General features: G+C 61.5%; 21 protein-coding genes and 5 tRNA genes. 18 read left to right on the forward strand and 8 right to left on the reverse strand.

Going from position 1 to position 22,675, the window contains the following annotated elements:
• Positions 1-100: 100 nt before the first annotated feature.
• Both pth and ychF read left to right on the forward strand, forming a co-directional pair.
• On the forward strand, positions 101-697 hold the full coding sequence (gene pth / locus ABNP46_RS15405) for an aminoacyl-tRNA hydrolase (protein WP_349918977.1): 597 nt from the start codon (positions 101-103) through the stop codon (positions 695-697).
• Positions 698-931: 234 nt separating this feature from the next.
• Complete coding sequence (gene ychF, locus ABNP46_RS15410) at positions 932-2,023, forward strand: redox-regulated ATPase YchF (RefSeq protein ID WP_349918979.1); 1,092 nt, start codon at positions 932-934, stop codon at positions 2,021-2,023.
• Positions 2,024-2,255: 232 nt separating this feature from the next.
• On the opposite strand, the gene ABNP46_RS15415 is transcribed toward ychF, so the two are convergent.
• Positions 2,256-3,455, reverse strand: coding sequence for a BamA/TamA family outer membrane protein (locus ABNP46_RS15415; RefSeq protein WP_349918981.1), 1,200 nt, complete (start codon positions 3,453-3,455; stop codon positions 2,256-2,258).
• A 528-nt stretch (positions 3,456-3,983) separates the two neighbouring features.
• Here ABNP46_RS15415 and ABNP46_RS15420 point away from each other — a divergent pair.
• The 5 genes from ABNP46_RS15420 (at position 3,984) to ABNP46_RS15440 (ending at position 4,463) form a co-directional block, all read left to right on the forward strand.
• Positions 3,984-4,060, forward strand: a tRNA-Met gene (locus tag ABNP46_RS15420).
• A gap of 7 nt (positions 4,061-4,067) precedes the next feature.
• Positions 4,068-4,142, forward strand: a tRNA-Gln gene (locus ABNP46_RS15425).
• A 40-nt stretch (positions 4,143-4,182) separates the two neighbouring features.
• A tRNA-Gln gene (locus ABNP46_RS15430) sits at positions 4,183-4,257 on the forward strand.
• Positions 4,258-4,295: 38 nt separating this feature from the next.
• Positions 4,296-4,372 (forward strand) — tRNA-Met (locus ABNP46_RS15435).
• Positions 4,373-4,380: 8 nt separating this feature from the next.
• Positions 4,381-4,463: transfer RNA gene (locus ABNP46_RS15440), tRNA-Leu, on the forward strand.
• Between the two features lie 185 nt (positions 4,464-4,648).
• Here the strand turns inward: ABNP46_RS15440 and ABNP46_RS15445 are convergent.
• Entirely contained in the window at positions 4,649-6,481 is a 1,833-nt protein-coding gene (locus ABNP46_RS15445) for an SLC13 family permease (RefSeq protein WP_349918983.1), read from the reverse strand.
• A gap of 275 nt (positions 6,482-6,756) precedes the next feature.
• On the opposite strand from ABNP46_RS15445, the gene pnuC reads away from it, so the two are divergent.
• The 5 genes from pnuC (at position 6,757) to ABNP46_RS15470 (ending at position 9,998) form a co-directional block, all read left to right on the forward strand.
• On the forward strand, positions 6,757-7,479 hold the full coding sequence (gene pnuC, locus ABNP46_RS15450) for a nicotinamide riboside transporter PnuC (protein WP_349918984.1): 723 nt from the start codon (positions 6,757-6,759) through the stop codon (positions 7,477-7,479).
• A gap of 74 nt (positions 7,480-7,553) precedes the next feature.
• Entirely contained in the window at positions 7,554-7,880 is a 327-nt protein-coding gene (gene yqfB, locus ABNP46_RS15455; protein ID WP_349918986.1) for a N(4)-acetylcytidine aminohydrolase, read from the forward strand.
• 96 nt (positions 7,881-7,976) lie between these two features.
• Positions 7,977-8,897, forward strand: a complete 921-nt coding sequence (locus ABNP46_RS15460) for an alpha/beta hydrolase (protein ID WP_349918987.1) — start codon at positions 7,977-7,979, stop codon at positions 8,895-8,897.
• Between the two features lie 60 nt (positions 8,898-8,957).
• The gene (locus ABNP46_RS15465) at positions 8,958-9,308 is read left to right on the forward strand and encodes a DUF1622 domain-containing protein (RefSeq protein WP_349918989.1); all 351 of its coding nucleotides are present in this window, start codon (positions 8,958-8,960) and stop codon (positions 9,306-9,308) included.
• Positions 9,309-9,401: 93 nt separating this feature from the next.
• Positions 9,402-9,998, forward strand: a complete 597-nt coding sequence (locus tag ABNP46_RS15470; RefSeq protein WP_349918991.1) for an HAD family hydrolase — start codon at positions 9,402-9,404, stop codon at positions 9,996-9,998.
• A gap of 58 nt (positions 9,999-10,056) precedes the next feature.
• On the opposite strand, the gene ABNP46_RS15475 is transcribed toward ABNP46_RS15470, so the two are convergent.
• From ABNP46_RS15475 to ABNP46_RS15495, 5 genes are all read right to left on the reverse strand, one after another.
• The gene (locus tag ABNP46_RS15475; RefSeq protein WP_349918993.1) at positions 10,057-10,854 is read right to left on the reverse strand and encodes a DUF1338 domain-containing protein; all 798 of its coding nucleotides are present in this window, start codon (positions 10,852-10,854) and stop codon (positions 10,057-10,059) included.
• Positions 10,855-10,912: 58 nt separating this feature from the next.
• A complete protein-coding gene (gene astD / locus ABNP46_RS15480) occupies positions 10,913-12,379 on the reverse strand; it encodes a succinylglutamate-semialdehyde dehydrogenase (protein ID WP_349918994.1) in 1,467 nt (488 codons plus the stop codon).
• Between the two features lie 70 nt (positions 12,380-12,449).
• Positions 12,450-13,469 carry an arginine N-succinyltransferase gene (gene astA, locus ABNP46_RS15485; RefSeq protein ID WP_349918996.1) on the reverse strand — a complete coding sequence of 340 codons (1,020 nt, stop codon included), beginning with the start codon at positions 13,467-13,469 and terminating at the stop codon, positions 12,450-12,452.
• Between the two features lie 75 nt (positions 13,470-13,544).
• On the reverse strand, positions 13,545-14,762 hold the full coding sequence (locus ABNP46_RS15490; protein WP_349918997.1) for an aspartate aminotransferase family protein: 1,218 nt from the start codon (positions 14,760-14,762) through the stop codon (positions 13,545-13,547).
• Positions 14,763-15,040: 278 nt separating this feature from the next.
• Positions 15,041-15,622, reverse strand: coding sequence for an aminodeoxychorismate synthase component II (locus ABNP46_RS15495; RefSeq protein WP_349918999.1), 582 nt, complete (start codon positions 15,620-15,622; stop codon positions 15,041-15,043).
• A gap of 519 nt (positions 15,623-16,141) precedes the next feature.
• On the opposite strand from ABNP46_RS15495, the gene kduI reads away from it, so the two are divergent.
• From kduI to ABNP46_RS15510, 3 genes are all read left to right on the forward strand, one after another.
• Positions 16,142-16,978, forward strand: a complete 837-nt coding sequence (gene kduI, locus ABNP46_RS15500) for a 5-dehydro-4-deoxy-D-glucuronate isomerase (protein ID WP_349919001.1) — start codon at positions 16,142-16,144, stop codon at positions 16,976-16,978.
• Between the two features lie 83 nt (positions 16,979-17,061).
• Positions 17,062-17,823, forward strand: coding sequence for a 2-dehydro-3-deoxy-D-gluconate 5-dehydrogenase KduD (kduD, locus tag ABNP46_RS15505; protein ID WP_349919002.1), 762 nt, complete (start codon positions 17,062-17,064; stop codon positions 17,821-17,823).
• 65 nt (positions 17,824-17,888) lie between these two features.
• Positions 17,889-18,398, forward strand: a complete 510-nt coding sequence (locus ABNP46_RS15510) for a YgjV family protein (RefSeq protein WP_349919004.1) — start codon at positions 17,889-17,891, stop codon at positions 18,396-18,398.
• Positions 18,399-18,467: 69 nt separating this feature from the next.
• Here the strand turns inward: ABNP46_RS15510 and kdgR are convergent, their stop codons facing one another.
• Complete coding sequence (gene kdgR, locus ABNP46_RS15515) at positions 18,468-19,265, reverse strand: DNA-binding transcriptional regulator KdgR (RefSeq protein WP_349919006.1); 798 nt, start codon at positions 19,263-19,265, stop codon at positions 18,468-18,470.
• Positions 19,266-19,609: 344 nt separating this feature from the next.
• Here kdgR and ABNP46_RS15520 point away from each other — a divergent pair, with 344 nt between their 5' ends.
• The 3 genes from ABNP46_RS15520 (at position 19,610) to ABNP46_RS15530 (ending at position 22,628) form a co-directional block, all read left to right on the forward strand.
• Complete coding sequence (locus ABNP46_RS15520; RefSeq protein WP_349919008.1) at positions 19,610-20,581, forward strand: sugar kinase; 972 nt, start codon at positions 19,610-19,612, stop codon at positions 20,579-20,581.
• On the forward strand, positions 20,565-21,185 hold the full coding sequence (locus ABNP46_RS15525) for a bifunctional 4-hydroxy-2-oxoglutarate aldolase/2-dehydro-3-deoxy-phosphogluconate aldolase (RefSeq protein WP_349919010.1): 621 nt from the start codon (positions 20,565-20,567) through the stop codon (positions 21,183-21,185). Before ABNP46_RS15520 ends, ABNP46_RS15525 begins: the two co-directional genes overlap by 17 nt.
• 432 nt (positions 21,186-21,617) lie before the next feature.
• Positions 21,618-22,628, forward strand: coding sequence for a TRAP transporter substrate-binding protein (locus ABNP46_RS15530; RefSeq protein ID WP_349919011.1), 1,011 nt, complete (start codon positions 21,618-21,620; stop codon positions 22,626-22,628).
• The last annotated feature ends 47 nt before the right edge of the window (positions 22,629-22,675 follow it).

Genomic DNA, 22,675 nt, shown 5'->3' on the forward strand with positions numbered 1-22,675 from the left:
TGAGTGATCGCCACTCGGCGGCTAGAATATTGCGTCCCATTGCCCTGGGCCATCGGTTGATGGTGACCAGCAGTGCAACCAGCGAGTGAAGACATCAAGCGTGACGCATCAAATCAAACTGATTGTCGGGCTGGGTAACCCCGGCCCCGAATACGCCAAGACCCGCCACAATGCGGGGGCCTGGTATGTGGAGCAGCTGGCCCGCTGGCACAACGTCAGCCTGCGTGAAGAGCCCAAGTTCTTCGGCCACACCGCCCGCATCCTGGTGGAAGGGCAGGATGTGCGCCTGCTCATCCCGAACACCTACATGAACCTCTCCGGCAAGGCCGTGGCGGCGCTGGCGCGCTTCTACCAGATAGCCCCGGAGGAGATCCTGGTGGCCCACGATGAACTGGACCTGCCCCCGGGCATCGCCAAGTTCAAGCAAGGGGGCGGTCATGGCGGCCACAATGGCCTCAAGGACATCATCGCCAGGATGGGCAACAACAATAATTTCTTCCGCCTGCGTCTGGGGATAGGTCATCCCGGCGCCAAGGAGCTGGTGGCCGGCTTCGTGCTGACCAAGGCCCCCAGCAGTGAACAGAACCTGATCGAGGCCGCACTGGACGAGTCCCTGCGTGCCACCGACATCCTGTTCAAACAAGACATGACCAAGGCCATGAACCGCTTGCACAGCTTCAAGGCCGAGAAAGTCTGAATACGGACACCAGGCAAGTGCCAGGGTCACACAATATGACAGGGCTGCCTAAGAATCTGTTCACTCTCTGTAACGAGAGGTTGTCAGCAAGGTGAAGCGCAGCACAGGAACCGGAGCGTATAGATATACGTGAGGATTCCGAGCAGCACATGAGCCTTGATCACGGCCTCGCAGTAAGAGCGTGAGCAGGTCCTGCGGCCCTCACACAGCATCCATCACGTAAGGTAACAATCCATGGGTTTTAAATGCGGTATCGTGGGCCTGCCCAATGTAGGCAAATCCACCCTGTTCAATGCGCTGACCAAGGCCGGCATCGAAGCCGCCAACTTCCCGTTCTGCACCATTGAACCGAACACGGGTGTGGTCCCCATGCCGGATCCCCGTCTCGACGCCCTGGCGGCCATCATCAACCCCCAGCGCGTGGTGCCGACCACCATGGAATTCGTGGACATCGCCGGCCTGGTGGCGGGCGCCTCCAAGGGTGAGGGTCTGGGCAACCAGTTCCTGGCCAACATCCGCGAAACCGAGGCCATCGGCCACGTGGTGCGCTGCTTCGAAGACGAGAACATCATCCACGTCGCGGGCAAGGTCTCCCCGGCCGATGACATCGAGGTGATCAATACCGAGCTGGCCCTGTCCGACCTGGACGCCTGCGAGCGCGCCATCCACCGTCAGTCCAAGCGTGCCAAGGGCGGCGACAAGGATGCCAAGCTGGAAGTGGAAACCCTTGAAAAGATCAAGATGGCCCTGGAAAACGGCCAGATGATCCGCGGCATGAAGCTGGACAAGGAAGAGCTGGCCGCCGTTGCCCACCTCAACTTCCTGACCTTGAAGCCCACCATGTACATCGCCAACGTGGCGGAAGACGGCTTCGAGAACAACCCCTTCCTGGACAAGGTGCGTGAAATCGCCGCCGCCGAGAACGCCGTGGTGGTCGTGGTCTGCTGCGCCATCGAGGCGGATATCGCCGAGCTGGACGATGCCGACCGCGCCGAATTCATGGCGGATCTGGGCATCGAAGAGCCGGGTCTGAACCGGGTGATCCGCTCCGGTTACGAGCTGCTGAACCTGCAGACCTACTTCACCGCCGGGGTGAAGGAAGTGCGCGCCTGGACCATTCCGGTCGGTGCCACCGCCCCCCAGGCCGCCGGCAAGATCCACACCGACTTCGAGAAGGGCTTCATCCGTGCCCAGACCATCGCCTTCGACGACTTCATCACCTACAAGGGTGAGCAAGGCGCCAAGGAAGCGGGCAAGATGCGCGCCGAAGGGAAGGACTACATCGTCAAGGATGGCGACATCATGAACTTCCTGTTCAACGTCTGACGACAGCGCCATCCCAAGGGGCATCGCCAGGCTGGCCTGCCCCTTCGAGCGGCAAAAAGCCCGTCCATCTCTGGACGGGCTTTTTTTATGGCAGGATAAAACGCTGCCACATTGGCCATTCATACGCTTTGAAATGATGTAATCTGAATTTTTTCAACATGATTGAAAATAAAAATAGCACAATAGCAGTTCAATATGCTGAAAAAATGACAGGGCGTTCATCCTCCCGCCCTCAAGGTCGCATCCAGGCGCTGCCAAATTGCACGTAGACGGCGCCCCCCTCCCGGCTCCAGGCCAGATCCAGCCCCATGTGCAGACCATATTTTCGCGCAATCTCGTAGCGCACGCCGACGCCCCCCGCCGCCACGCTGCGCTCGTCGAACAGGGCGCTGCCTGAGTCGCCAAACCCCTTCCCCACCCCGCCAAAGCCCACCAGGCTGTAGCGATCCCAGATGGGCCACAGCAGCTCGGCTTCCACCTGTGCCACCCGCTGCCCCTGATAGCGCATGGCCGGCACCCCGCGCAGGGAGACATAAGGGGACATATAGAAGGGGGTATCATCGGCATTGCCACTCAGGGAGCCATTGATCCCGAGACTGGCGTTGTGCGCCAGAGGGAGGTATTGAATGGCGGTCAGGCCATAGCGGGTAAAGTCGATGTCACTGCCAAGGCCGGGGGCGAAGCGGGTGGCGCTGGCCTCCAGATAGCTGCCCGCTCTCGGGGTGAACATGTTGTCCCGGCTGTCGTGGGTGAAACTGGCCCCGAGGCCGCTGATGCGCTGCTCACGATCGTTTTGCAACCACGCCATGGGTGAGTCGAAGGTGGCCCGGGTATTGGCGAACAGGTAATTCATCCCCAGCCAGTTGTCGCTCTCCCCCAGTCGATAGCGCCCCCGCACCATGCCGCCGGTGAGATCCAGGGTATAGGCGTAGGATCTGGGCGTCCTGTCTCCTCGCCCACCCCCGTAGTAGTCGAGGTTCAGGCTGGTCTTGATGGCGCCCACGTGGGTATTCAGGCGATTGTCCAGCCAGTAGCGCAGGTCGCCGCCGAAATAGCCGCGGGTTCCCTGATCGGTGCCCAGCCCCCCGACCAGGGTGATATTCGGGCGATTGAAGCCGCTGCCCGGGGCGGGTTTGTCGATGAAGGCCAGGGCCCCCACCGCCCCCAGCCCCAGGGCCGGTTCGGTGATGGGGATCACCACCGGCATGAAGCCATAGGCCTGATCGATGAAGCGGCTCACATCCAGCTTGCCATCGTCGCCACGGATCAGCGACGGCGCATCGGCACTGGCCGTCTCCGCTCCCGCCTCCTTCTGTTCCGCTGTCGGCTCCTTGCCCGCGTCGTCCACGGCCCGGGGCTCGGGCACACGCCCGGCGGCCAGAGATGACCCTGGCGCCAGCAGCATCAGCAGGCTGGCGCACAGGAGGCTCACGCACAGAAGAGTGACGCCATATCCCGGCCGCAAAGCACGACCCTTCGCAGGCAGCAGAGAGTCAGACCTCTTCAATCCAGGGGCGCAGTCGTACAAGCGAATACCTCTTCTTATGGGGGTTTGGCTCCGCCGAGCCGGACGCCTTCTCATCATCCGTCGGGGCTTGCCTGCGAAACGGCGAGGCCGTACCAAGCGACAGAGGATGAAGGGCCAAAAATGATTGTCGAATAAAGCAACAAGCTGATTTTAGATGATATTTAGTCGCCAGACTGCGCAGGTTATCACCTTTGTGACGCGGACCAGGCCTTCGCGAAACGGGCCAGACCGCCCCCTGATTTCCCCTCTTTGCGCACCTTGCCGGTCGCCAAGATCCGCGAATTGTTGGGGTTTTGTTCAATACGGGCGAAGAAGTCGCCAAACACACTGCTTTTGCGTTTTTCAGGGGAAAAAAGGGTTGACGCCCCAGAGCCAGATACGCATAATTCCGGCCGCACAGTGATGAGGCAACGACTCACTGGACGCAAGGTTGGCTATGTAGCTCAGTTGGTTAGAGCATCGCACTCATAATGCGGGGGTCACAGGTTCGAATCCCGTCATAGCCACCATCTCAGTTGGGGTATCGCCAAGCGGTAAGGCAGCGGGTTTTGATCTCGCCATCCCTAGGTTCGAATCCTAGTACCCCAGCCATTTTTTAAGATGTTGGACAGTCTCTGTCGGGCATCGCTGTTGGGGTATCGCCAAGCGGTAAGGCAGCGGGTTTTGATCTCGCCATCCCTAGGTTCGAATCCTAGTACCCCAGCCATTTTTCTGTTCTCTTCCACTCCGGTGGTCGATGACAACGGCTATGTAGCTCAGTTGGTTAGAGCATCGCACTCATAATGCGGGGGTCACAGGTTCGAATCCCGTCATAGCCACCATTAATTTTGCGGAAGTGGCGAAATTGGTAGACGCACCAGATTTAGGTTCTGGCGCTTAGGCGTGAGAGTTCGAGTCTCTCCTTCCGCACCATTGATAGCAGTACCAAACAGACCAGCTCAGGCTGGTTTTTTTGTGCCCGTCTTTCGGCAACCCGCTTCATGCCCCCGCGCTCAACCCATGCCCGCCAACGACTGATCGGCGGCGCCTCCACTCCCGCCATCTCCCATCCGGCCATAAAAAAAGCGGCCCGCAGGCCGCCTCTTATCCCTCACCCGTCAGAACGGGAAGAACCAGGGGATGGCGATGACGCTCACCACCATCACCAGCAGGGTAAAGGGCACCCCGATGCGGATGAAATCCACGAACTTGTAGTTGCCAGGGCCCAGCACCAGGGTGTTGACCGGTGACGAGACCGGCGTCATGAAGGCGGCGGATGCGGCGATGGCGATGGTCATGGCGAAGGGATAGGGAGAAACCCCCATCTGCTGCGCCGTACCAAGGGCAATGGGGGCCATCAGCACGGCGGTGGCGGTGTTGGAGATAAAGAGCCCGATGACGGCGCACAGCACGAACAGGCTCGCCAGCATCACCCTTGGTCCCATCTCTCCCACGGCGCTGATGAGGGCGCCGACGATGAGATCCACCCCGCCGGTCTTTTGCAGCGCCAGGGCAAAGGGCAACATGCCGACGATGAGGATCAGGGTGGGCCAGTGAATGGACTTGTAGGCGCTCTCCAGATCGATGCAGCGGAACTTGCCCATCAACAGGCAGGCGATGAGCGCCGCGATGACGTTGGGCACCGGATCCGTCACCATCAGGGCAATCATGACGCCGAGGCAGATCAGGGCATGGATCGCCTGACTGCGGGCGGGCGCCATCTCATCCACTTCGGCAGGCAAGCCCAGTAGCAGAAAGTCCCGTACCTTGGCCTGCAACTGGCGGATCAGACTCCAGTTGCCCACCACCAGCAGGCTGTCCCCCATCTGCAACTCCTCGTCCACCAGCTTGCCGGCGAGAGCCTCGCCACCGCGGCGGATCCCCACCACACTCAAACCATAATGGGTACGAAACGCCACCTCGCGGATGCTCTTGCCGAGCAGGCGGGATTCGGGGATGAGGGAGACCTCGGCCATGCCCACCTCCCGCGCCTGATCGGAGAAATATTCCCCCCGCAATATCATGGGCTCGAGCCGTGCCTCGCTGCAGAACTCGCGGATATCCACCTCGGGATCGGACATGTCGATGAGCAGCACGTCTTTCGCCTGGAACTCGGTGACGCCGGAGACGGTCACCATCACCCGCCGAAACTTGCGCCAGCGCTCCAGTCCGATGACGTTGGCGCCGTAGCGGGCCCGCAGTTGCAGCTCGTCCAAGGTCTGACCGATGAGGGGGGAGTCGGGGCGGATCGCCAGGCGGCGGGCTCGCCCGGCCAGCCGGTAGTCACGAATGAGGTCACGCAATGTGCTGCGCCCCGCCGGTTTGCCCTTGCCCTCTTCCCCGCCCCGCACCAGGCGGTTGCGCATCAGCAGCATGTAGAGCACCCCGAGCCCCAGGACCAGCACCCCCATGGGGGTGAAGCCGAAGAAGCCGAAACCCTGGATGCCGTGGCGCATCAGCTCGCTGTTCACCACCATGTTGGGCGGGGTCGCCACCAGCGTCATCATGCCGCTGATGAGGCCGGCAAACCCCAGCGGCATCATCAGCCGTCCGGCCGGGATCCCCATGCGGTTTGCCACGCTCAGCACCACGGGGATGAAGATGGCCACCACGCCGGTGCTGCTCATCACCGCCCCCAGGGTCGCGACCGCCACCATCAGGAGCACCAGCAACCGGGTCTCGCTGTTGCCCGCCACCTTCACCAGCGCATCCCCCACCTGGTAGGCGATGCCGGTGCGCACCAGCCCCTCCCCCACCACGAACAGGGCGGCGATCAGGATGACGTTGGGATCGCTGAAGCCCGCCAGCGCCTCCGGCAGGCTCAGGGTGCCGCTCAGCACGAACAGGATGATGATGGAGAGGGCCACCACGTCCATGCGCACCTTGTTGGTAATAAACAGATAGATGGCGCCCACCAACATGCAGAGGACCCAGATCAGCTCGGAATTCACACTCGCTCCTTATGTTCAGCTCCACCCAGGCCTGGCCGGGGCGATCCCATCAGACCACAGCTTGTCTGCCCCCGATTTGTTACATGTCAATAAAGGGGGGCCCATCATCGCATATCAGGGCTCGTGTGCGACCGCAAAAAATACTGCCCGCACAGCCCCTTGGCTGCCACGCCACCATACCAGGCGGGGATTGACAGCCAAAAACCCTGCGGCATCCCGCATTTGCCCACTAAAATAGGCCGGCTTCGCCCTTCCCCCATGCAAAGGAAATGACCATGCACCCATTCGAGTGGTTCAGCATACAGCACACGCTCGTGACCATCCCCCTTGGCGAGGGTTACGCCATGTCCTGGATCGAGGCCATCGGCACCCTGTTCGGCTTGGCCTGCATCTGGCTCGCCAGTCAGGAGAAGACCATCAACTACCTGTTCGGCCTCATCAATGTCAGCCTGTTTGCCATCATCTTCTTCCAGATCCAGCTCTACGGCCTGTTGCTGCTGCAGCTGTTCTTCTTCTGCGCCAACCTCTATGGCTGGTACGCCTGGAGCCGCCCTGCCAACGCCCAGGGGGAGAGCCTGCAGATCCGCTGGCTGAGCAGACCCAAGCTGCTGCTGACGGTACTGGTGAGCGTCATCGCCATCGCCCTGCTCACCCACTATATCGACCCCGTGTTCGCCGCCCTGGCCCGTACCGCGGTCGCCCTGCTCAACCTGTTTGGCGCAGACCTCGCCCTCCCCGAGCCCTCCCCCGATGCCTTCCCGTTCTGGGATGCCTGCATGACGGTGCTCTCCGTGGTGGCCCAGATCCTGATGACCCGCAAATACGTGGAGAACTGGATCCTCTGGGTGGCCATCAACCTCATCAGCATCGGCGTCTACGCCGCCCAGGGGGTCTATGCCATGTCCCTCGAATACCTGATCCTGCTGTTCGTCGCCGCCAACGGCACCCGCCTCTGGATGCTGGCCGCCAGACGCTCGCCAACCGGGGCTGCGGCATAAGGTTGCGGTATCATGCGTGCTGCTGACGGGTCTGCCCTCGCGGACCCGCTCTTTTCACTCTCACCGGAGATCCCATGCCTGCTCACACAGCCCCCTACCCCGAGTTCACCTTCTTCAGCCGCTTCGTGGATGACATTCAGACGGGCCGCAAGACCATCACCATCCGCGACGAGAGCGAGGCCCACTGGCAACCGGGCCAGCGGCTCACCCTCTTCACCAACCCGGAACACAACCCTTTCGGCGCCATCGAAGTCATCTCGGTCAGCCCTGTCTCCTTCGAGGCGCTAAATGACGAGCATGCCCGTCAGGAGAACATGACACTCACCGAACTCAGGCAGGTGATCCGGGACATCTACCCCGCCCTGCCACCCCTCTATGTAATTGAATTCAAGCTGATTTAATCACCGCGCTGTGAGCCTCCTCACGGCGCCCCTCTTGCCATCCTCGGTGGGTGGCACATAATAACTGTATTTATATACAGCCATTATGGAGACCCCATGCACACCGCTCTCGAACCCGCCATCGCCGAGATAGTCGATGGCTTCATCGCCGCCGGACGCCCCAAGGCCAGTGAACTGAGCTGGCAGGCCAGGCGGGAAGGCTATCTCGCCTCGGCGCCGCTCGGGGGCGAACGGGAGGCGGTCGGCAGCCTGGAGGAGTGGCAGCAGGAGGGGTATGCCGTGCGCCTCTACCGGCCGCAGCAACACATCTCCACCCCTCTCCCCGCCCTCCTCTATTTCCACGGCGGCTGTTTCGTGAGCGGGGAGTTCGAGACTCACGATCGCCAACTGCGCATGCTGTGCAACCGGGCCCAGGCCCTGGTATTTGCAGTGCACACCCGCCTCGCCCCGGAACATGTCTATCCCGCCGCCCACGACGATGCCCTGGCAGCCACCCTCGCCATCATGGATCGCCTGCCCGAATGGGGCGGACAAGGCAGCCGCCTGATGCTGGCCGGTGACAGTGCCGGCGGTCATCTCGCCCTGGTCACGGCGCTGCGCCTCAAGGCCATGCAGGCCCCCCTGCCCGCGGCGCTCTGCCTCATCTACCCCATGCTCGACGCCGCCGGGACGAGCGAGAGCTATCGGCGCTTTGGCGAGGATTACCTCATCACCGCCGACATGCTGCAAAGCGGCTATCGCGCCTATCTGGGGGATCTGTCCATCGTCCACCCAGAGGCGAGCCCTCTGCACCACCCGGAGCTGGCCCGACTCCCGCCGCCCCATATCCTCACCGCCGAGTACGATCCCCTGCGCGATGAGGGGGAGGCACTCTACCGCGCCCTGCTCGCGGCCGGCGTGGAGGCGAGCTGCCAGCGTCAGCTCGGCGTCATTCACGGCTTCTTCCAGCTGGCGGGCATCAGCCCGGCGGCACGGCAAGCCATCGACCAGGTGGCCACCTTGCTGCGGCATCTCTGAGTTGGCCCCCTCCGGCCATTGTGCTAAAAGTGTCTCTTTTGAATCGATAAGGAGCCGAACGTGCTTGAGATAACCAGCCTGCGGGAAGTCATGATGCACGGGGTCGAGTTGTTCCAATTGCTGCTGGAGCTCATCTCCATCGCCTGCGTGGTCATCGGCCTTGGCAAGACCCTCTGGCTGGCGGCACGGGTGCGGGATCAAGAACCCGGCTTCCCGCGCATCCGGCTCTGCTTCGGCAGCTGGCTCATCCTGGCGCTGGAGTTCCAGCTCGCCGCTGACATCTTGGCTACCACGGTGGCGCCGAGCAAGGAGGAGCTGATCCGCCTCGCCATCATCGCGGTGATCCGCACCTTCCTGAACTACTTCCTCGGCAAGGAGCTGGAGGCCCAGACGGGGCGTAAAGAGGCCTGAGATGTGTGAAGAAATGGCCGCTTTGGCCACAAAGACGGCATCTGGCCGCCAGATCTGGTAGGGTGGGATTTTCGCCCAAGAGGAATCAGGCCCATGACTGAGCAGCACCACTTCGAGCAATACGACGCCCTCATCTTCGACATGGATGGCACCCTGGTGGACTCCATGCCCCAGCACCTGGATGCCTGGCAGATCACCAGCGCCGAGTTCGGCCTGCCGTTCGACAGAACGACTCTCAACGCCTATGGCGGCATCCCCACCCGCAAGATAGTGGCTATCCTGGCCAAACAGCATGGGCTGGAGATCGACGTCGAGGCCTTCGCCCGCCGCAAGATTGCGCTCTATCTGGAACACATTGACCAGGTCAGCGTCTTCCCGGCCATGTGGGATCTGGTCAAGCGCCACCACGGCAAGATCCCCATGGGCATCGGCACGGGGTCGCCGCGCAATCAGGCCGATCGCATCCTCAAGAGCACCGGTCTCGACGCCTATATCTCGGTGGTGGTGAGCGCGGACGACGTGGTCAATCACAAGCCCCATCCCGACACCTTCCTGAAAGTGGCCGAGCAGCTGGGGGCCGACCCTGCCCACTGTCTGGTGTTCGAGGACACCCTGATCGGCATCCAGGCGGGCAAGGCCGGTGGCATGAGCACCATGCTGGCCACCGAGGGGGAGCTGCAACCCGCCTGATCCCGGTTTTTGCCATAAAAAAACGCCCCACCGGGGCGTTTTTTAGCATCAATGACTGCTACATGGCGTTGGTGGATTCGAAAATCTTGTCCGCCGAGGCTTCCACGAAGCCCGGGTATAGCACGCCGTCCGCCTGGGGGTAGCGCAGGGCAAACTCGTAGAAGCAGCTCGGGATGGGACGCACACCATCGCTGAAAGCGACATCGGCCTTGTCCGCCATGGTGGAGGATTGCTCCAGCATCACCTCGGCGTCCCCCTTCACCTCGCCGCCCACGCCGTTCAGCACGAAACCGGCGGCTTTGAGCGCAGCGTTCACTTGCAAGATGGTGTCGAAGTCCGCCAGGCGGTTGATATTGACCGTGAAGTGGTTGGCGCGGTAACCCCAGGCCGCCATCCAGGCCGCATACTCGCTCTCGGCCAGCAGGGTCTGGTAATCGGCCCAGGAGACCTGCCAGGGAGCGCCGGCGTAGAGGAAGGCCTGGGTATCGGTCAGGTGCGTCGGCACCTGGGCCACCAGCCTGTGGATGATGGCCTGGACAGGCTCGGAGAGCTCCTCCACCTTCAACTCGCTGATGAACACCTTGGGGGCGTCCGGATCGGCATGTTCGAAGTGCTTGGCGTAGAGCTTCTTCGCCTTGAACACATACTCGCCCTTCTCCTCGTACCCCAGGGCACGGAAGTGGGCCGCCAGCCTCTCCAGCCCCAGACCCGGCAGGTTGTAGGTTCGAAACGCGACGTGATCGTTGATGATGGGAGCACCGCCGCCCAGCAGCTGATGAACCTTGTGAGCACTGGGGGTGACTTGAATGTAGTTGTCCCACAGATGGTCAAACAGGGTCTCGATATCCTTTTGCATCTCTCTTTCCTTTGATTGCGGGTACAGACAAGGGCACCAGTTCAGTGCCCCTTTGTGATTAGAAGGTCAAACCCGGCGACAGCTGATCCGGCATGCTCGCCTTGCTGTCCTCGACAGAGGCAACCGGGTACGCACAGTAGTCGGCGGCGTAGTAGGCGCTCGCCCTGTGGTTGCCGGAGGCGCCGATGCCACCGAAGGGCGCGGCGCTGGAGGCACCGGTGATGGGCTTGTTCCAGTTGACGATACCGGCGCGGATCCGCTTGAAGAAGTGATTCCAGTCCGCCTCGCTGTCGCCGAGCAGGCCGGCCGACAGGCCGAAGCTGGTGGCATTCGCCTGCTCGATGGCGGCATCGAAGTCGTCGTAGCGGATGAGCTGCAACAGGGGACCGAAGTACTCCTCATCCGGCAGGTCACTCACGGCGGTTACATCTATGATGCCCGGGGAGACAAAGCCGGTACCCGCTTCCAGGTGCTTGAGGGCAAGCAGACTCATCCCGCCGAGGCGCTGCAGGTTGGCCTGCGCCTCCACCATGCCGAGGGCCGCCTTCTCGCTGATCATGGCCCCCATGAAGGGTTGAGCCGCGTCATCGTACAGGCCGACCCGGATCTGGCCGACCACGTCCACCAGGCGCTTGACCAGGGCATCGCCCTGGGTGCCACGCTCCACGAACAGGCGGCGCGAGCAGGTGCAGCGCTGACCCGAGGTGATAAAGGCGGATTGCACTATCGCGTGGACGGCGCCGTCGATGTCGCTCACATCCTTGACGATCAGCGGGTTGTTGCCCCCCATCTCCAGGGCCAGGATCTTGCCCGGCTGACCGGCGAACTGCTGATGCAGGAAGTGGCCGGTGCGCGATGAACCGGTGAAGAAGAGGCCGTCGATGTCCGGGTTGCCGGCCAGCGCCTTGCCGGTTTCTACCTCGCCCTGTACCAGGTTCAGCACCCCCTTGGGCAGGCCGGCGTCGATCCAGATCTTGAGCATGGCTTCGGCCACCATGGGGGTCAGCTCGGAGGGCTTGAACACCACGGTATTGCCGGCAATCAGTGCCGGCACTATGTGACCGTTGGGCAGATGGCCCGGGAAGTTGTAGGGGCCGAACACCGCCACCACGCCGTGGGGCTTGTGGCGCACGAACGCCTTGGCGCCGGGCATGGGATTTTCCACCGTGCCGGTGCGCTCCTCATGGGCGCGGATGGAGATGGCAATCTTGCCCTGCATGGCGGCGACCTCGGTACGGGTCTCCCACAGCGGCTTGCCGGTCTCCCGGGCGATGGTGAGCGCCAGGGCTTCCTTGTGTTCACCCAGCAGGTCGGCGTAGCGGCGCACGATGGCGAGTCGATCCTCAAGGCTGGCATCGGACCAGTGATAGAAGGCGCGACGGGCAGCCTTGACGGCAGCCTCCACTTGGGCGGCGCTGGCTGCCCCCCCTTGCCAGATCACTTCATTCTTGGCCGGGTCTTTTGACGCGAATGCCTTGCCTTCACCGGCAAGCCACTGACCATCGATAAGCTGAACTAAAGACATAACAGATTCACTCCCTGTGGTTCACAGGCAGCCGAGGCTGCCTGCTGCATGTGCTGTGGTATCGGGCCGCTTATTCCAGATCGACGACGCGCACCATGTCGCCATTTTCCACCTTGAGGGCGGCCGCCATCTTGGGGGGGATGATGGCTTCGTGCTTGTCCAGATCGACCCGGATGTTGCCGTAACAGGCGCGGTACTGCTCGAAACGGGTATTGCAGATGAGATAGGTGTGGCCGCCGATGGGCTCCCCCACTAGCACCGCCAGCTTCTGGCTGCGGCGCACGCTGCGGATGTGCTTCACGTCGCACTCGACGGTGGGACCCGCATCGAAGATGTCCACGTAACCGCGATTCACGAAGCCCTCGTCCTGCAGCATCTTGATGGCCGGACGGGTCTTCTCGTGGGTCTGGCCGATGACGGCGCGCGCCTCGTTGCTTAGCAGGTTGACGTAGATGGGGTACTTGGGCATCAGCTCGGCGATGAAGCGCTTCTTGCCGATGCCGGTGAGATAGTCGACGGTGGGAAAATCCATCGAGAAGAAGTGCTTTTGCAGCCACTCATAAAACGGGCTGTGACCGTTGCCATCGGAGACGCCGCGCATCTCGGCAAAGACGGTGGTATCAAACAGCTCGGGGTGTTCGGCCATGAACAGGAAACGGTGCTTGGAGAGCAGCCGGCCGTTGAGCCCTTCCCGGGCGCATTCGCGCAGAAACAGGGTGCACAGCTCGGAGTTGCCGGTGTAGTCGTTGGAGAGGGTCAGCGTCTCCACCACGTTGTAGATGCCGAGCTTGGGGGAAGAGTGCACCACCTTGCCGATGTGATAGTTGTAAAACGGTTGGGACAGGCCGACGGCGGCGTCGATGGCGCAGGTGCCGACCATCTCGCCGGTCTCCATGTCTTCGGCCACGAAGAAATAGAGGCAGTCTCCCTTGCCGGCGGGCTTGTCTAGGAAGGTCTGGGTGGATGCATCGATCTTGCGTTGCAGCAACTCGTCGTTGACCGGCAATGAAGTCATGCCGGTGCCGGATTCGATGGCACAGGTTTTGAGGCCGGCGAAGTCGCGCTGCTCGATAGGACGGATAACCAACATAATGACAACTCCCTTTCATTGACGACAGGTGGGGTCCCGGCTCCTGCCGGGAGGGCTCCCCACCTCAACTGCGGATCAGGCGTTGATGACCTGAGCGACCGCTTTTTCGAACCGGGCCAGACCTTCCTTGATATCCGCTTCCGGGATCACCAGCGAGGGGGCGAAACGCACCACGTTGGTACCGGCCACCAGGGCCATCAGCCCCTGATCGATGGAGGCCAGCAGGAAGTCGCGGGAACGGCCCTTGAAGTCATCGTTTAGCACGGCACCGAGCAGCAGACCCTGACCACGCACTTCGCTGAAGCAGTGATACTTGGCGTTGATGGCCTCGAGGCCGTCGCGGAACAGCTGCTCACGCTGCTTGATGCCGCTGAGCACTTCCGGGGTGTTGACCACATCCAGCACGGCCTCGGCCACGGCGCAGGCCAGCGGGTTGCCGCCGTAGGTGGAACCGTGAGTACCCACTTTCAGGTGAGCCGCGATCTCGCTGGTGGTCAGCATGGCACCGATGGGGAAGCCGCCGCCGAGCGCCTTGGCGCTGGTGAGGATGTCCGGGGTGACGCCCAGCCCCATGTAGGCGTACAGCTCGCCGGTGCGGCCCACGCCGGATTGCACCTCGTCATAGATGAGCAGGGCATTGTGCTTGTCGCACAGCTCGCGCACGCCCTTGGCAAACTCGTCGGTGGGACGAATGATGCCGCCCTCTCCTTGCAGCGGCTCCATCACCACGGCGCAGGTGTTGTCGGAGATGGCCGCAGCCAGCTCGGCCAGGTCGTTGTAGGTCACATGGGTGATGTCGGCAGGTTTCGGACCGAAACCATCGGAGTAGGCCGCCTGGCCACCGACGCTGACGGTGAAGAAGGTGCGGCCGTGGAAGCCCTGATGGAAGGCGATGATCTGGGTCTTGTGGGCGCCAAACTTGTCGATGGCATAGCGGCGGGCCAGCTTCAGGGCGGCTTCGTTCGCTTCGGCGCCCGAGTTGCAGAAGTAGACCTTCTCGGCGAAGGTGGCGTCCACCAGCTTCTTGGCCAGGCGCAGGGCCGGCTCGTTGGTCATGACGTTGGAGAGGTGCCACAACTTCTCGCCCTGGGTTTTCAGGGCCTCGACCAGCTTGGGATGGCAATGACCCAGGCCATTGACCGCGATCCCGCCGGCGAAGTCGACATACTCGCGACCCGCCTGATCCCAGACACGTGAACCTTCACCGCGCACCGGAATGATCTTGGCGGGGGCATAGTTCGGCACCATCACTTCATCAAACACTTCACGTGTCACTGCCAACAACTCTGACATCTTGCTCTCCTGCTGATTGGCGGCAGAATAATCCACCACTCAAAAGTTAAATCCGTGTAAACGTGGCGGAATTATCACAGAAAAAAAGCAAAAAGTCTGCAACATCCCGGCCTATGAGGAACATTATTCGATTGCCCGTGAGATTTTAGGCAACCGCATTGCATAACGGCTCAGGGGGTGTTGGCAAGAGATAATTTGGGCTGGCGGAGAGGTGAATAAAGTCTCAGGGAGATTATTTTTGGCCTCATGTCGATTCTGAGACCAGGATCACGATTTTTTCAGGAAAAGGCCAAAAAATTGGCCAGCAACTGATGGCCCTGCTCGCTCAGAATGCTCTCCGGGTGGAACTGTACCCCCTCCAGTGCCAGTGTTTTATGCCGCAACCCCATGATCTCGTCGACGGCGCCATCGGCGTGTTCGCTCCAGGCGGTGACCTCGAAGCAGTCCGGCAGGGAGCCGCGATCCACGATGAGAGAGTGATAGCGGGTGACCCGCAGCGGATCCTGCAATCCTGCGAATACCCCCTGCCCATTGTGGCGGATGAGGGAGGTCTTGCCGTGCATGACCTGGCGGGCGCGCACCACCTGGCCGCCGAAGGCCTGGGCCAGGGACTGATGACCGAGGCAGACGCCAAGGATGGGCAGTCGGCCCGCAAAATGGCGGATGGCCGCCAGGGAGATGCCCGCCTCGTTCGGCGTGCAGGGGCCGGGGGAGATCACCAGATGGCTGGGGGCGAGGCGGGCTATCTCCTCCAGCGTCAGCTCATCGTTGCGCTTCACCCGCACCTCCTGCCCCAGGGTGCCGAAGTATTGCACCAGGTTCCAGGTGAAGGAGTCGTAATTGTCGATGAGTAGCAGCATGCAAAAACCCGGGTATTGAACGCGAAAAGAGGATGGCCCGCCCGTTGGCAGGCCGCGGCGACGGGCATTCTGGCACGTCTGCCCCGGTTAATAAACGCCGGCCGACCGTATCCGGCGAGCGGGCCCCGCCCCATCATCGCAACCATCCTCACCCAGCGCCCGGGAGCACGTCTCCTGGCAGCCCAGCGGCGCCTGGGGTCAGCCAGCGTCTTCATATGCCTTATATAGGGCAATCCAGACTCTGCCATCTCCACTCGCCCGGCCCTCACCCCCGCGACAACCACGCCCACTGGCGCCTCCCCTGCCGGGTTAGGCCCGCACTCCCTCACCACGATATGGCGAGGGATGGGCTTGCCCGCCCCCGTCAGACATCAAAAATGCAAACTGAATCGCAAATTTCAAAACGAAGTTTCATATTAAATTGATCACGGTTTTTCATTTTGCTATCGTAGCTTCAACGACAGGATTTACCGACACATTGTCATTGATGCCGCGTGCGGCCCGGAATTGAGGTTCACTATGCAAACTCGTCAAAGCATCCACAGCGATCATGCCAAACAGCTCGACACCCAGGGCCTGCGCCGTGAGTTCCTGGTAGAGGAGGTCTTCACCCAAAACCAGCTCACCATGACTTACAGCCACATCGATCGCATCGTGTTCGGCGGCATCATGCCGGTGGACGCGCCGCTCACCTTCTCCGATGAACTGGGCAAGGCCTTCGGGGTCACCTATTTCCTCGAGCGCCGCGAGCTCGGCCTCATCAACATCGGTGGCCCGGGTGTGGTGGTCGTGGATGGCAAGACCTATGAAGTGGGCAAGGCCGAGGCCCTCTACGTCGGCCAGGGTGCCCGCGAGCTGAGCTTTGCCAGCGTCAGTGCCGCCCAGCCTGCCAAGTTCTACTACAATAGCGCGCCGGCTCACACCAGCTACCCGACCCGCGTCGTCACCCAGGCCCAGGCCTCGCCGGCCACCCTGGGGGATGCCTCCACCAGCAACCGTCGCACCATCTACAAGTATCTGGTGCCGGACGTACTGCCGACCTGCCAGCTCGTCATGGGCATGACCCAGCTCGAAGAAGGCAGCCTGTGGAACACCATGCCTTGCCACACCCACGAGCGCCGCATGGAGGTCTACTTCTACTTCAACATGAAGGATGACGCCGCCGTCTTCCACATGATGGGCAAGCCGGACGAGACCCGTCACCTGCTGGTCCACAACGAGCAGGCCGTCATCTCCCCGAGCTGGTCCATCCACTCCGGCGTCGGCACCCAGGCCTACACCTTCATCTGGGGCATGGTCGGCGAGAACCAGGTGTTCGGCGACATGGACCATGTGGCCGTCAAGGACATGCGCTAATCAACTTCCCGTTGCGAGCCGCCAGCGCGGCGGCTCCTGCAGACACTTAATTCCACACCTTCCCGTGGCTTAGAGGTAACAACATGATTCTTAATGCATTCGATCTGAAAGGTAAGGTCGCCATCGTCACCGGTTGTGACACCGGTCTGGGCCAGGGCATGGCACTGGGTCTCGCCGAGGCGGGCTGTGACATCGTCGGCATCAACATCGTCGAACCCACGGATACCATTGCCAAGGTCGAAGCCATCGGTCGTCGTTTCCTGAGCCTGAAGGCGGATGTCAGCAAGGTCGATACCCTGCCGGCCCTGGTGGATCAGGCCGTCTCCCACTTCGGCCGCGTCGACGTGCTGGTGAACAATGCCGGCATCATCCGCCGGGAAGACGCCATCAAGTTCAGCGAGAAGGACTGGGACGATGTGATGAACATCAACATCAAGAGTGTCTTCTTCATGTCCCAGGCGGTGGCCAAGCAGTTCATCGCCCAGGGGGAAGGCGGCAAGATCGTCAACATCGCCTCCATGCTCTCCTATCAGGGTGGCATCCGCGTGCCCTCCTACACCGCCTCCAAGAGCGGCGTCATGGGCATCACCCGCCTGCTGGCCAACGAATGGGCGAGCAAGGGCATCAACGTCAACGCCATCGCCCCGGGTTACATGGCCACCAACAACACCGCAGCCCTGCGTGCCGACGATGACCGCAACGCCGCCATCCTGGAGCGGATCCCGGCCGGTCGCTGGGGTGTACCGGATGACATGATGGGCCCGGTGGTATTCCTGGCGTCCTCTGCCTCCGACTACATCAATGGCTACACCATCGCCGTCGATGGCGGCTGGCTGGCCCGCTAATCCCGCCCAGTTTGACAAGGCGCCGCAAGGCGCCTTTTGTCGTTGTCCCCAGACAGGAAGGCCCCATGCTGCTCGATAATCTCTGGTTTGCCCAATCCGTCGGTCTGCTGGCCTGCCTCGTCGGGGCCACGGCCTTCATGCAGCGCCAGGATCAAAAACTCCGGCTTCACCTCACCCTCAACGGCACCCTGATGGGCCTGCACTTCCTGCTGCTGGGCTCCTCCGTCGCCGCCATCAACTGCCTGCTGTGTGCCGTGCGCAACTGGGTCTCCGGTTACTACCGCGGGCTCGGCGTCATGCTGACCTTCCTCGCCCTGGCCTGGGCCCTGGTCATCCCCCAGCTCTCCCATCCGGTGCAGATCCTGACCCTGGTGGGCACCACCCTCAGCACCTATGCCCTGTTCAGACTCAACGGCATTGCGCTGAGACTGTGCATGCTGAGCAGTACGATCTGCTGGCTGACTCACAATATCTGGGCTGGATCCATTGGGGGTATCTTGCAGGAGAGCATTTTCTTCGTCATCAACAGCCACACCATCTTCAAGCTCTACCGCGCCGACCCCCAGCCGCTCTAGTCGAAGAAGCCGCCCATAAAAAAAGCAGGCAAGGCCTGCTTTTTTTATGGGATGAGCGAGGCGTCTTGCCTAGCTGCGCGTGCCGAAGGGGTAATCGTGGAACCCCAGCCCGGCGGAGATATTGGCTGCCGCCTCGTGCAATTGGGCCACCAGGTTCGCCTGGTCCTCCGGGTGGAAACGCACCAGCGGCAGCGACAGGGAGAGCCCCGCGATGATCCGCCCCATGCGGCTGTAGATGGGTACCGCAAAGCAGCGCAGGCCGTGCTCCATCTCTTCTCTGTCTTCCGCATAGCCTTGTTCGCGCACCTGGGCCAGTTCCGCCAGCAGGGCATCCACATCGGCAAGGGTATGCTCGGTGAATCGCTCGAACGTCACGCCAGCCAGCATGGCACGCACTTCCGTTTCCGGCAGCCAGGCCATCATCACCTTGCCAAGGCCGGTGCTGTAGAGCGGGCGGCGGCGGCCGATGCGGGAGTACATCCGCAGGTTGTATTCGGAATCTATCTTGTGCAGGTAGACGATGCTGTCTTCATCCAGCATCCCGAGGTGCAGGGTCTCCTTGGTCTGCTTGCCGAGCCGGTACATCTGCTCGTCGGCAATCTGGATCAGATCCTGATGCTCCAGGGCCTTGGCGCCCAGTTCAAACAGCTTGAGGCTGAGGGCGTACTTGTCGGTTTCCCCTTCCTGGGAGACATAACCCAGGGTCTTCATGGTCTGCAGGAAACGGTAGACGGTACTCTTGGACATCATGATCCGCTGGGACAGCTCGGTCACCCCGATCTCCTTCTGCTCCCCCAGGGCCTGCAATATGCCAAACACCTTGAGGACAGAAGAGACCGATTCGGGTGAGTTGTCTATCATCGACATGTTCTACTTCCAAAAAAAATGACTGATTGTTTCATTGTATTTGAAATGAATTGGCCGTCATAGTGGACGAGACGATTATCCAGTCAAATCATCCACTAATAGATGGATAATGTGGTGCCGCTCACGCTGGCACTGACCAGCCTCTTCATCTATCTGACCGGCCCGCTTTCACGCCCAGCCCCGCATCCCTCGCCTGACCACGACAGAGCCAAGGTAGGTGTCACACCACCATCAACACAAGACCAACGTCACAACTTTAATGAAATCACGTTTCAATTGTTTTTTATGTCTCGCGAATTAAATAGAATAGCGCCATCAGCAACGCGGCAAACGCGGGAGGCATAATGTCAGTCAAGGTAGCCGTCATCGGCGAGTGCATGATCGAATTGTCCGAAAACAAGACGAACATAGTGCGTCATTTTGGAGGGGATACCCTCAACACCGCCGTCTACCTGACGCGGGCAAACCCGGACGTCGCCGTGCACTATGTGAGTGCTCTCGGCACGGATCCCATGAGCGGCGCCATGCTGGCGCTGTGGCAACAGGAGGGGGTGAACACGGATCTGGTGCAGCGCCTTGGCCACAAGTTGCCCGGACTCTACCTCATCGAGACCGACGAACGGGGGGAGCGAACCTTCCACTATTGGCGCAGCGATGCGGCAGCCCGTTACTGGCTGCAAACCCAGCAAGCCAGTGAAATATGTCAACAGCTCAAGGGTTTTGACTATATCTATCTGAGCGGGATCAGCCTCGCCATCCTCTCCCCGGCCGACCGCCTCACCCTGCTGCAGGTGCTGGGGGATTGCCGCGCCGCCGGAGCAAAAATCGCCTTTGACAACAACTACCGCCCCCGCCTGTGGGAGAGCAAAGACGCCGCCAGACAAGCCTATGCCGCCATGCTGGCGCTGACCGATCTCGCCTTCCTGACCCTGGATGACGAACTGGCGCTCTGGGATGACAGTGACGAGACCCAATGTCTGGCCCGCACCCACACCCTCGGCGTGAACGAAATCGTGGTCAAGCGTGGCGCCGAGCCCTGCCTCATCGTGCAGCCGAGCAGTCACACTGAAGTGCCGGCGGTCAGCCTGCCTGGCGAGCGCATCGTCGACACCACGGCCGCCGGCGACTCCTTCAGCGCGGGCTATCTCGCCAGCCGGCTGGCCGGTGGCACCGTGGCCGGATCGGCTCACTACGCCCATCTGCTCGCCAGCACCGTCATTCAACACCGTGGTGCCATCATCCCCCTGACGGCGATGCCGAGCCCCATCAACACCGCTCATCACTCCAACGAGGTTTCCCATGTCCACACTGCTTGAACAACTCGCCCTGCTGAAGATCATCCCGGTCATCGCCATCAAGGATGCTGACGACGCCGTCGCCCTCGGCCGAACCCTGATGGAGAACGGCATGCCCAGCGCCGAGATCACCTTCCGCACCCCGGCAGCGGCGGAGGCCATTCGCCGGCTGCGCCAGTCCTTCCCCCAGATGATCATCGGCGCCGGTACCGTGCTGACCACGGCCCAGGTCGATCAGGCCATCGAGGCGGGCGTGGACTTCATCGTGAGCCCGGGCCTCAATCCGCGCATCGTGCAGTACTGCCAGGCTCGCGGCGTGCCCATCATCCCCGGCGTGAACAACCCCAGCCTGGTCGAACAGGCCATGGAGCTCGGGCTGACCACCCTCAAGTTCTTCCCCGCAGAGCCTTCCGGCGGCCTCGGCATGCTCAAGGCCATGAGCGCCGTCTACCCGGTCTCCTTCATGCCAACCGGCGGCATCAGCCCGAGCAATGTGAAGGATTACCTGGCCCTGCCGAGCGTCTTCGCCTGCGGGGGCACCTGGATGGTGCCCGCCAACCTCATCGACAACCGCGACTGGAGCAAGATTGGCGCGCTCGCCAAGGAAGCCATGATCGCACTCTGAGTCAGCAGGGCCCGTCTCCCGGGCCCTCACTCCTCTACCAGCGATCCGCGCCCGACCCTTTCCTGACAAGCCAGCCCTCCCCAGCCGCTTCCCCTGGCGCCCTCTTCATCCTTGCGCGAGGCTGCACGCCAGCCCGGCGCTCTCGCCTTCAGCAAGGCCAGGATCGATAAACCGGTCCGACATCCCCTCTTCACGCTCTCTTCTCGTGGCCCTTTTGGGAGCTCAGGCTCCCCCTTTTGCCCCGCGAAACACCCGATGGAGCCAGACGCGGCACCATCAGCAGAATGCATTTAACCGCCGTCACAAAATTTGACTTTTGATTCCCGCAAATTCGGAACGCCATTTCATTACCTTGAGTTTGATCACTGAAATAGCGCCGGATTCGCGTAGCATGAACACCATCAAAATAACCAGACCCATGAGGGGTTACACATGCGTACAATGAATGCTCTGCCCAAGCTGTCTCTGATTGGAACAGTTGTCGCCGCAAGTCTGTTGTTGGCTGGATGTGGTGAAGACAGCAAGGCTGCTGGCCCCATCATCCTGAAGACCGCCTTCAACCAGTCCGAACACAATCCCCAGTTCAAGGCTCTCGAAGATTTCAGCCAGAAGCTGGAAGCGGCCACCGGTGGCAAATACAAGCTGGAAATCCACCCCAATGAGCTGCTCGGTGATCAACGGGCTGCCCTGGAATTGGTCCAATCCGGCGCCATCCAGCTGGCGGTCGTCGCCAACCCCCTGGTCGAAAACTTCAACAAGAACTTCTCCGTGCTGGCCATGCCGTACATCTACGACAACCCGGAGCACCAGCGCAAAGTGTTCACCGGCGACACCCTGGACGCCCTGTTCGCCTCCAGCAAGGGCAATGGCTTTGAGGTGCTGACCGCCTATACCGCTGGCGCCCGCAGCATGTATGTCAAAGGGGCCCCCATCAAGACGCCGGAAGACATGAAAGGGAAGAAGATCCGGGTCATGCAGTCCGACACCATGGTCAAGATGCTGACCTGCATGGGCGGCACCGGCGTGCCCATGGGCCAGGGGGAGGTCTACTCCGCCATCCAGCAAGGGGTGCTTGATGGAGCCGAGAACAACGAAATCACCTATGCGGATCTCAAGCAGTACGAAGTGGCGCCTCACTTCTCCTACACCCGCCATGTGATGGTGGCCGACCTGCTGGTTGCCAGCGAGTCGTTCCTGGCGAAGATGGATGCCGCCGATCAGGCGACCTTCCGCAAACTGGCAAAAGAGAGCACGGAGACCGAGTTCGACCTCTTTGCCCAGGCGCTGGAAGCCGCCAAGCAGACCGCCACCAGCCAGGGAGCCACCTTCACCGAAGTGGATATCGCCCCCTTCCAGGCCCGCTGCAAGCCACTGCAAGAGACACTGCTGACCACCCCGGAGCAGAAAGACATCTTCACCAAGATCCGCGCGCTGGCCAACTGATCGCCGCTGCCGCCAGGGGCTGCCATCGCAGCCCCTCTCATGAGGCT

The organism is Aeromonas veronii (genome assembly GCF_040215105.1).
Taxonomy (GTDB): Bacteria; Pseudomonadota; Gammaproteobacteria; order Enterobacterales; family Aeromonadaceae; genus Aeromonas; species Aeromonas veronii_G.

Coding starts and splice junctions, on each gene's coding strand:
- ychF (WP_349918979.1), top strand. CDS start 932: ATGGGTTTTAAATGCGGTATCGTGGGCCTGCCCAATGTAGGCAAATCC.
- yqfB (WP_349918986.1), top strand. CDS start 7,554: ATGCCTGCTCACACAGCCCCCTACCCCGAGTTCACCTTCTTCAGCCGC.
- ABNP46_RS15530 (WP_349919011.1), top strand. CDS start 21,618: ATGCGTACAATGAATGCTCTGCCCAAGCTGTCTCTGATTGGAACAGTT.
- kduI (WP_349919001.1), top strand. CDS start 16,142: ATGCAAACTCGTCAAAGCATCCACAGCGATCATGCCAAACAGCTCGAC.
- ABNP46_RS15520 (WP_349919008.1), top strand. CDS start 19,610: ATGTCAGTCAAGGTAGCCGTCATCGGCGAGTGCATGATCGAATTGTCC.
- pnuC (WP_349918984.1), top strand. CDS start 6,757: ATGCACCCATTCGAGTGGTTCAGCATACAGCACACGCTCGTGACCATC.
- kdgR (WP_349919006.1), bottom strand. CDS start 19,265: ATGTCGATGATAGACAACTCACCCGAATCGGTCTCTTCTGTCCTCAAG.
- astD (WP_349918994.1), bottom strand. CDS start 12,379: ATGTCTTTAGTTCAGCTTATCGATGGTCAGTGGCTTGCCGGTGAAGGC.
- ABNP46_RS15490 (WP_349918997.1), bottom strand. CDS start 14,762: ATGTCAGAGTTGTTGGCAGTGACACGTGAAGTGTTTGATGAAGTGATG.
- ABNP46_RS15470 (WP_349918991.1), top strand. CDS start 9,402: ATGACTGAGCAGCACCACTTCGAGCAATACGACGCCCTCATCTTCGAC.
- ABNP46_RS15460 (WP_349918987.1), top strand. CDS start 7,977: ATGCACACCGCTCTCGAACCCGCCATCGCCGAGATAGTCGATGGCTTC.
- ABNP46_RS15525 (WP_349919010.1), top strand. CDS start 20,565: ATGTCCACACTGCTTGAACAACTCGCCCTGCTGAAGATCATCCCGGTC.
- ABNP46_RS15510 (WP_349919004.1), top strand. CDS start 17,889: ATGCTGCTCGATAATCTCTGGTTTGCCCAATCCGTCGGTCTGCTGGCC.
- ABNP46_RS15475 (WP_349918993.1), bottom strand. CDS start 10,854: ATGCAAAAGGATATCGAGACCCTGTTTGACCATCTGTGGGACAACTAC.
- kduD (WP_349919002.1), top strand. CDS start 17,062: ATGATTCTTAATGCATTCGATCTGAAAGGTAAGGTCGCCATCGTCACC.
- astA (WP_349918996.1), bottom strand. CDS start 13,469: ATGTTGGTTATCCGTCCTATCGAGCAGCGCGACTTCGCCGGCCTCAAA.
- ABNP46_RS15495 (WP_349918999.1), bottom strand. CDS start 15,622: ATGCTGCTACTCATCGACAATTACGACTCCTTCACCTGGAACCTGGTG.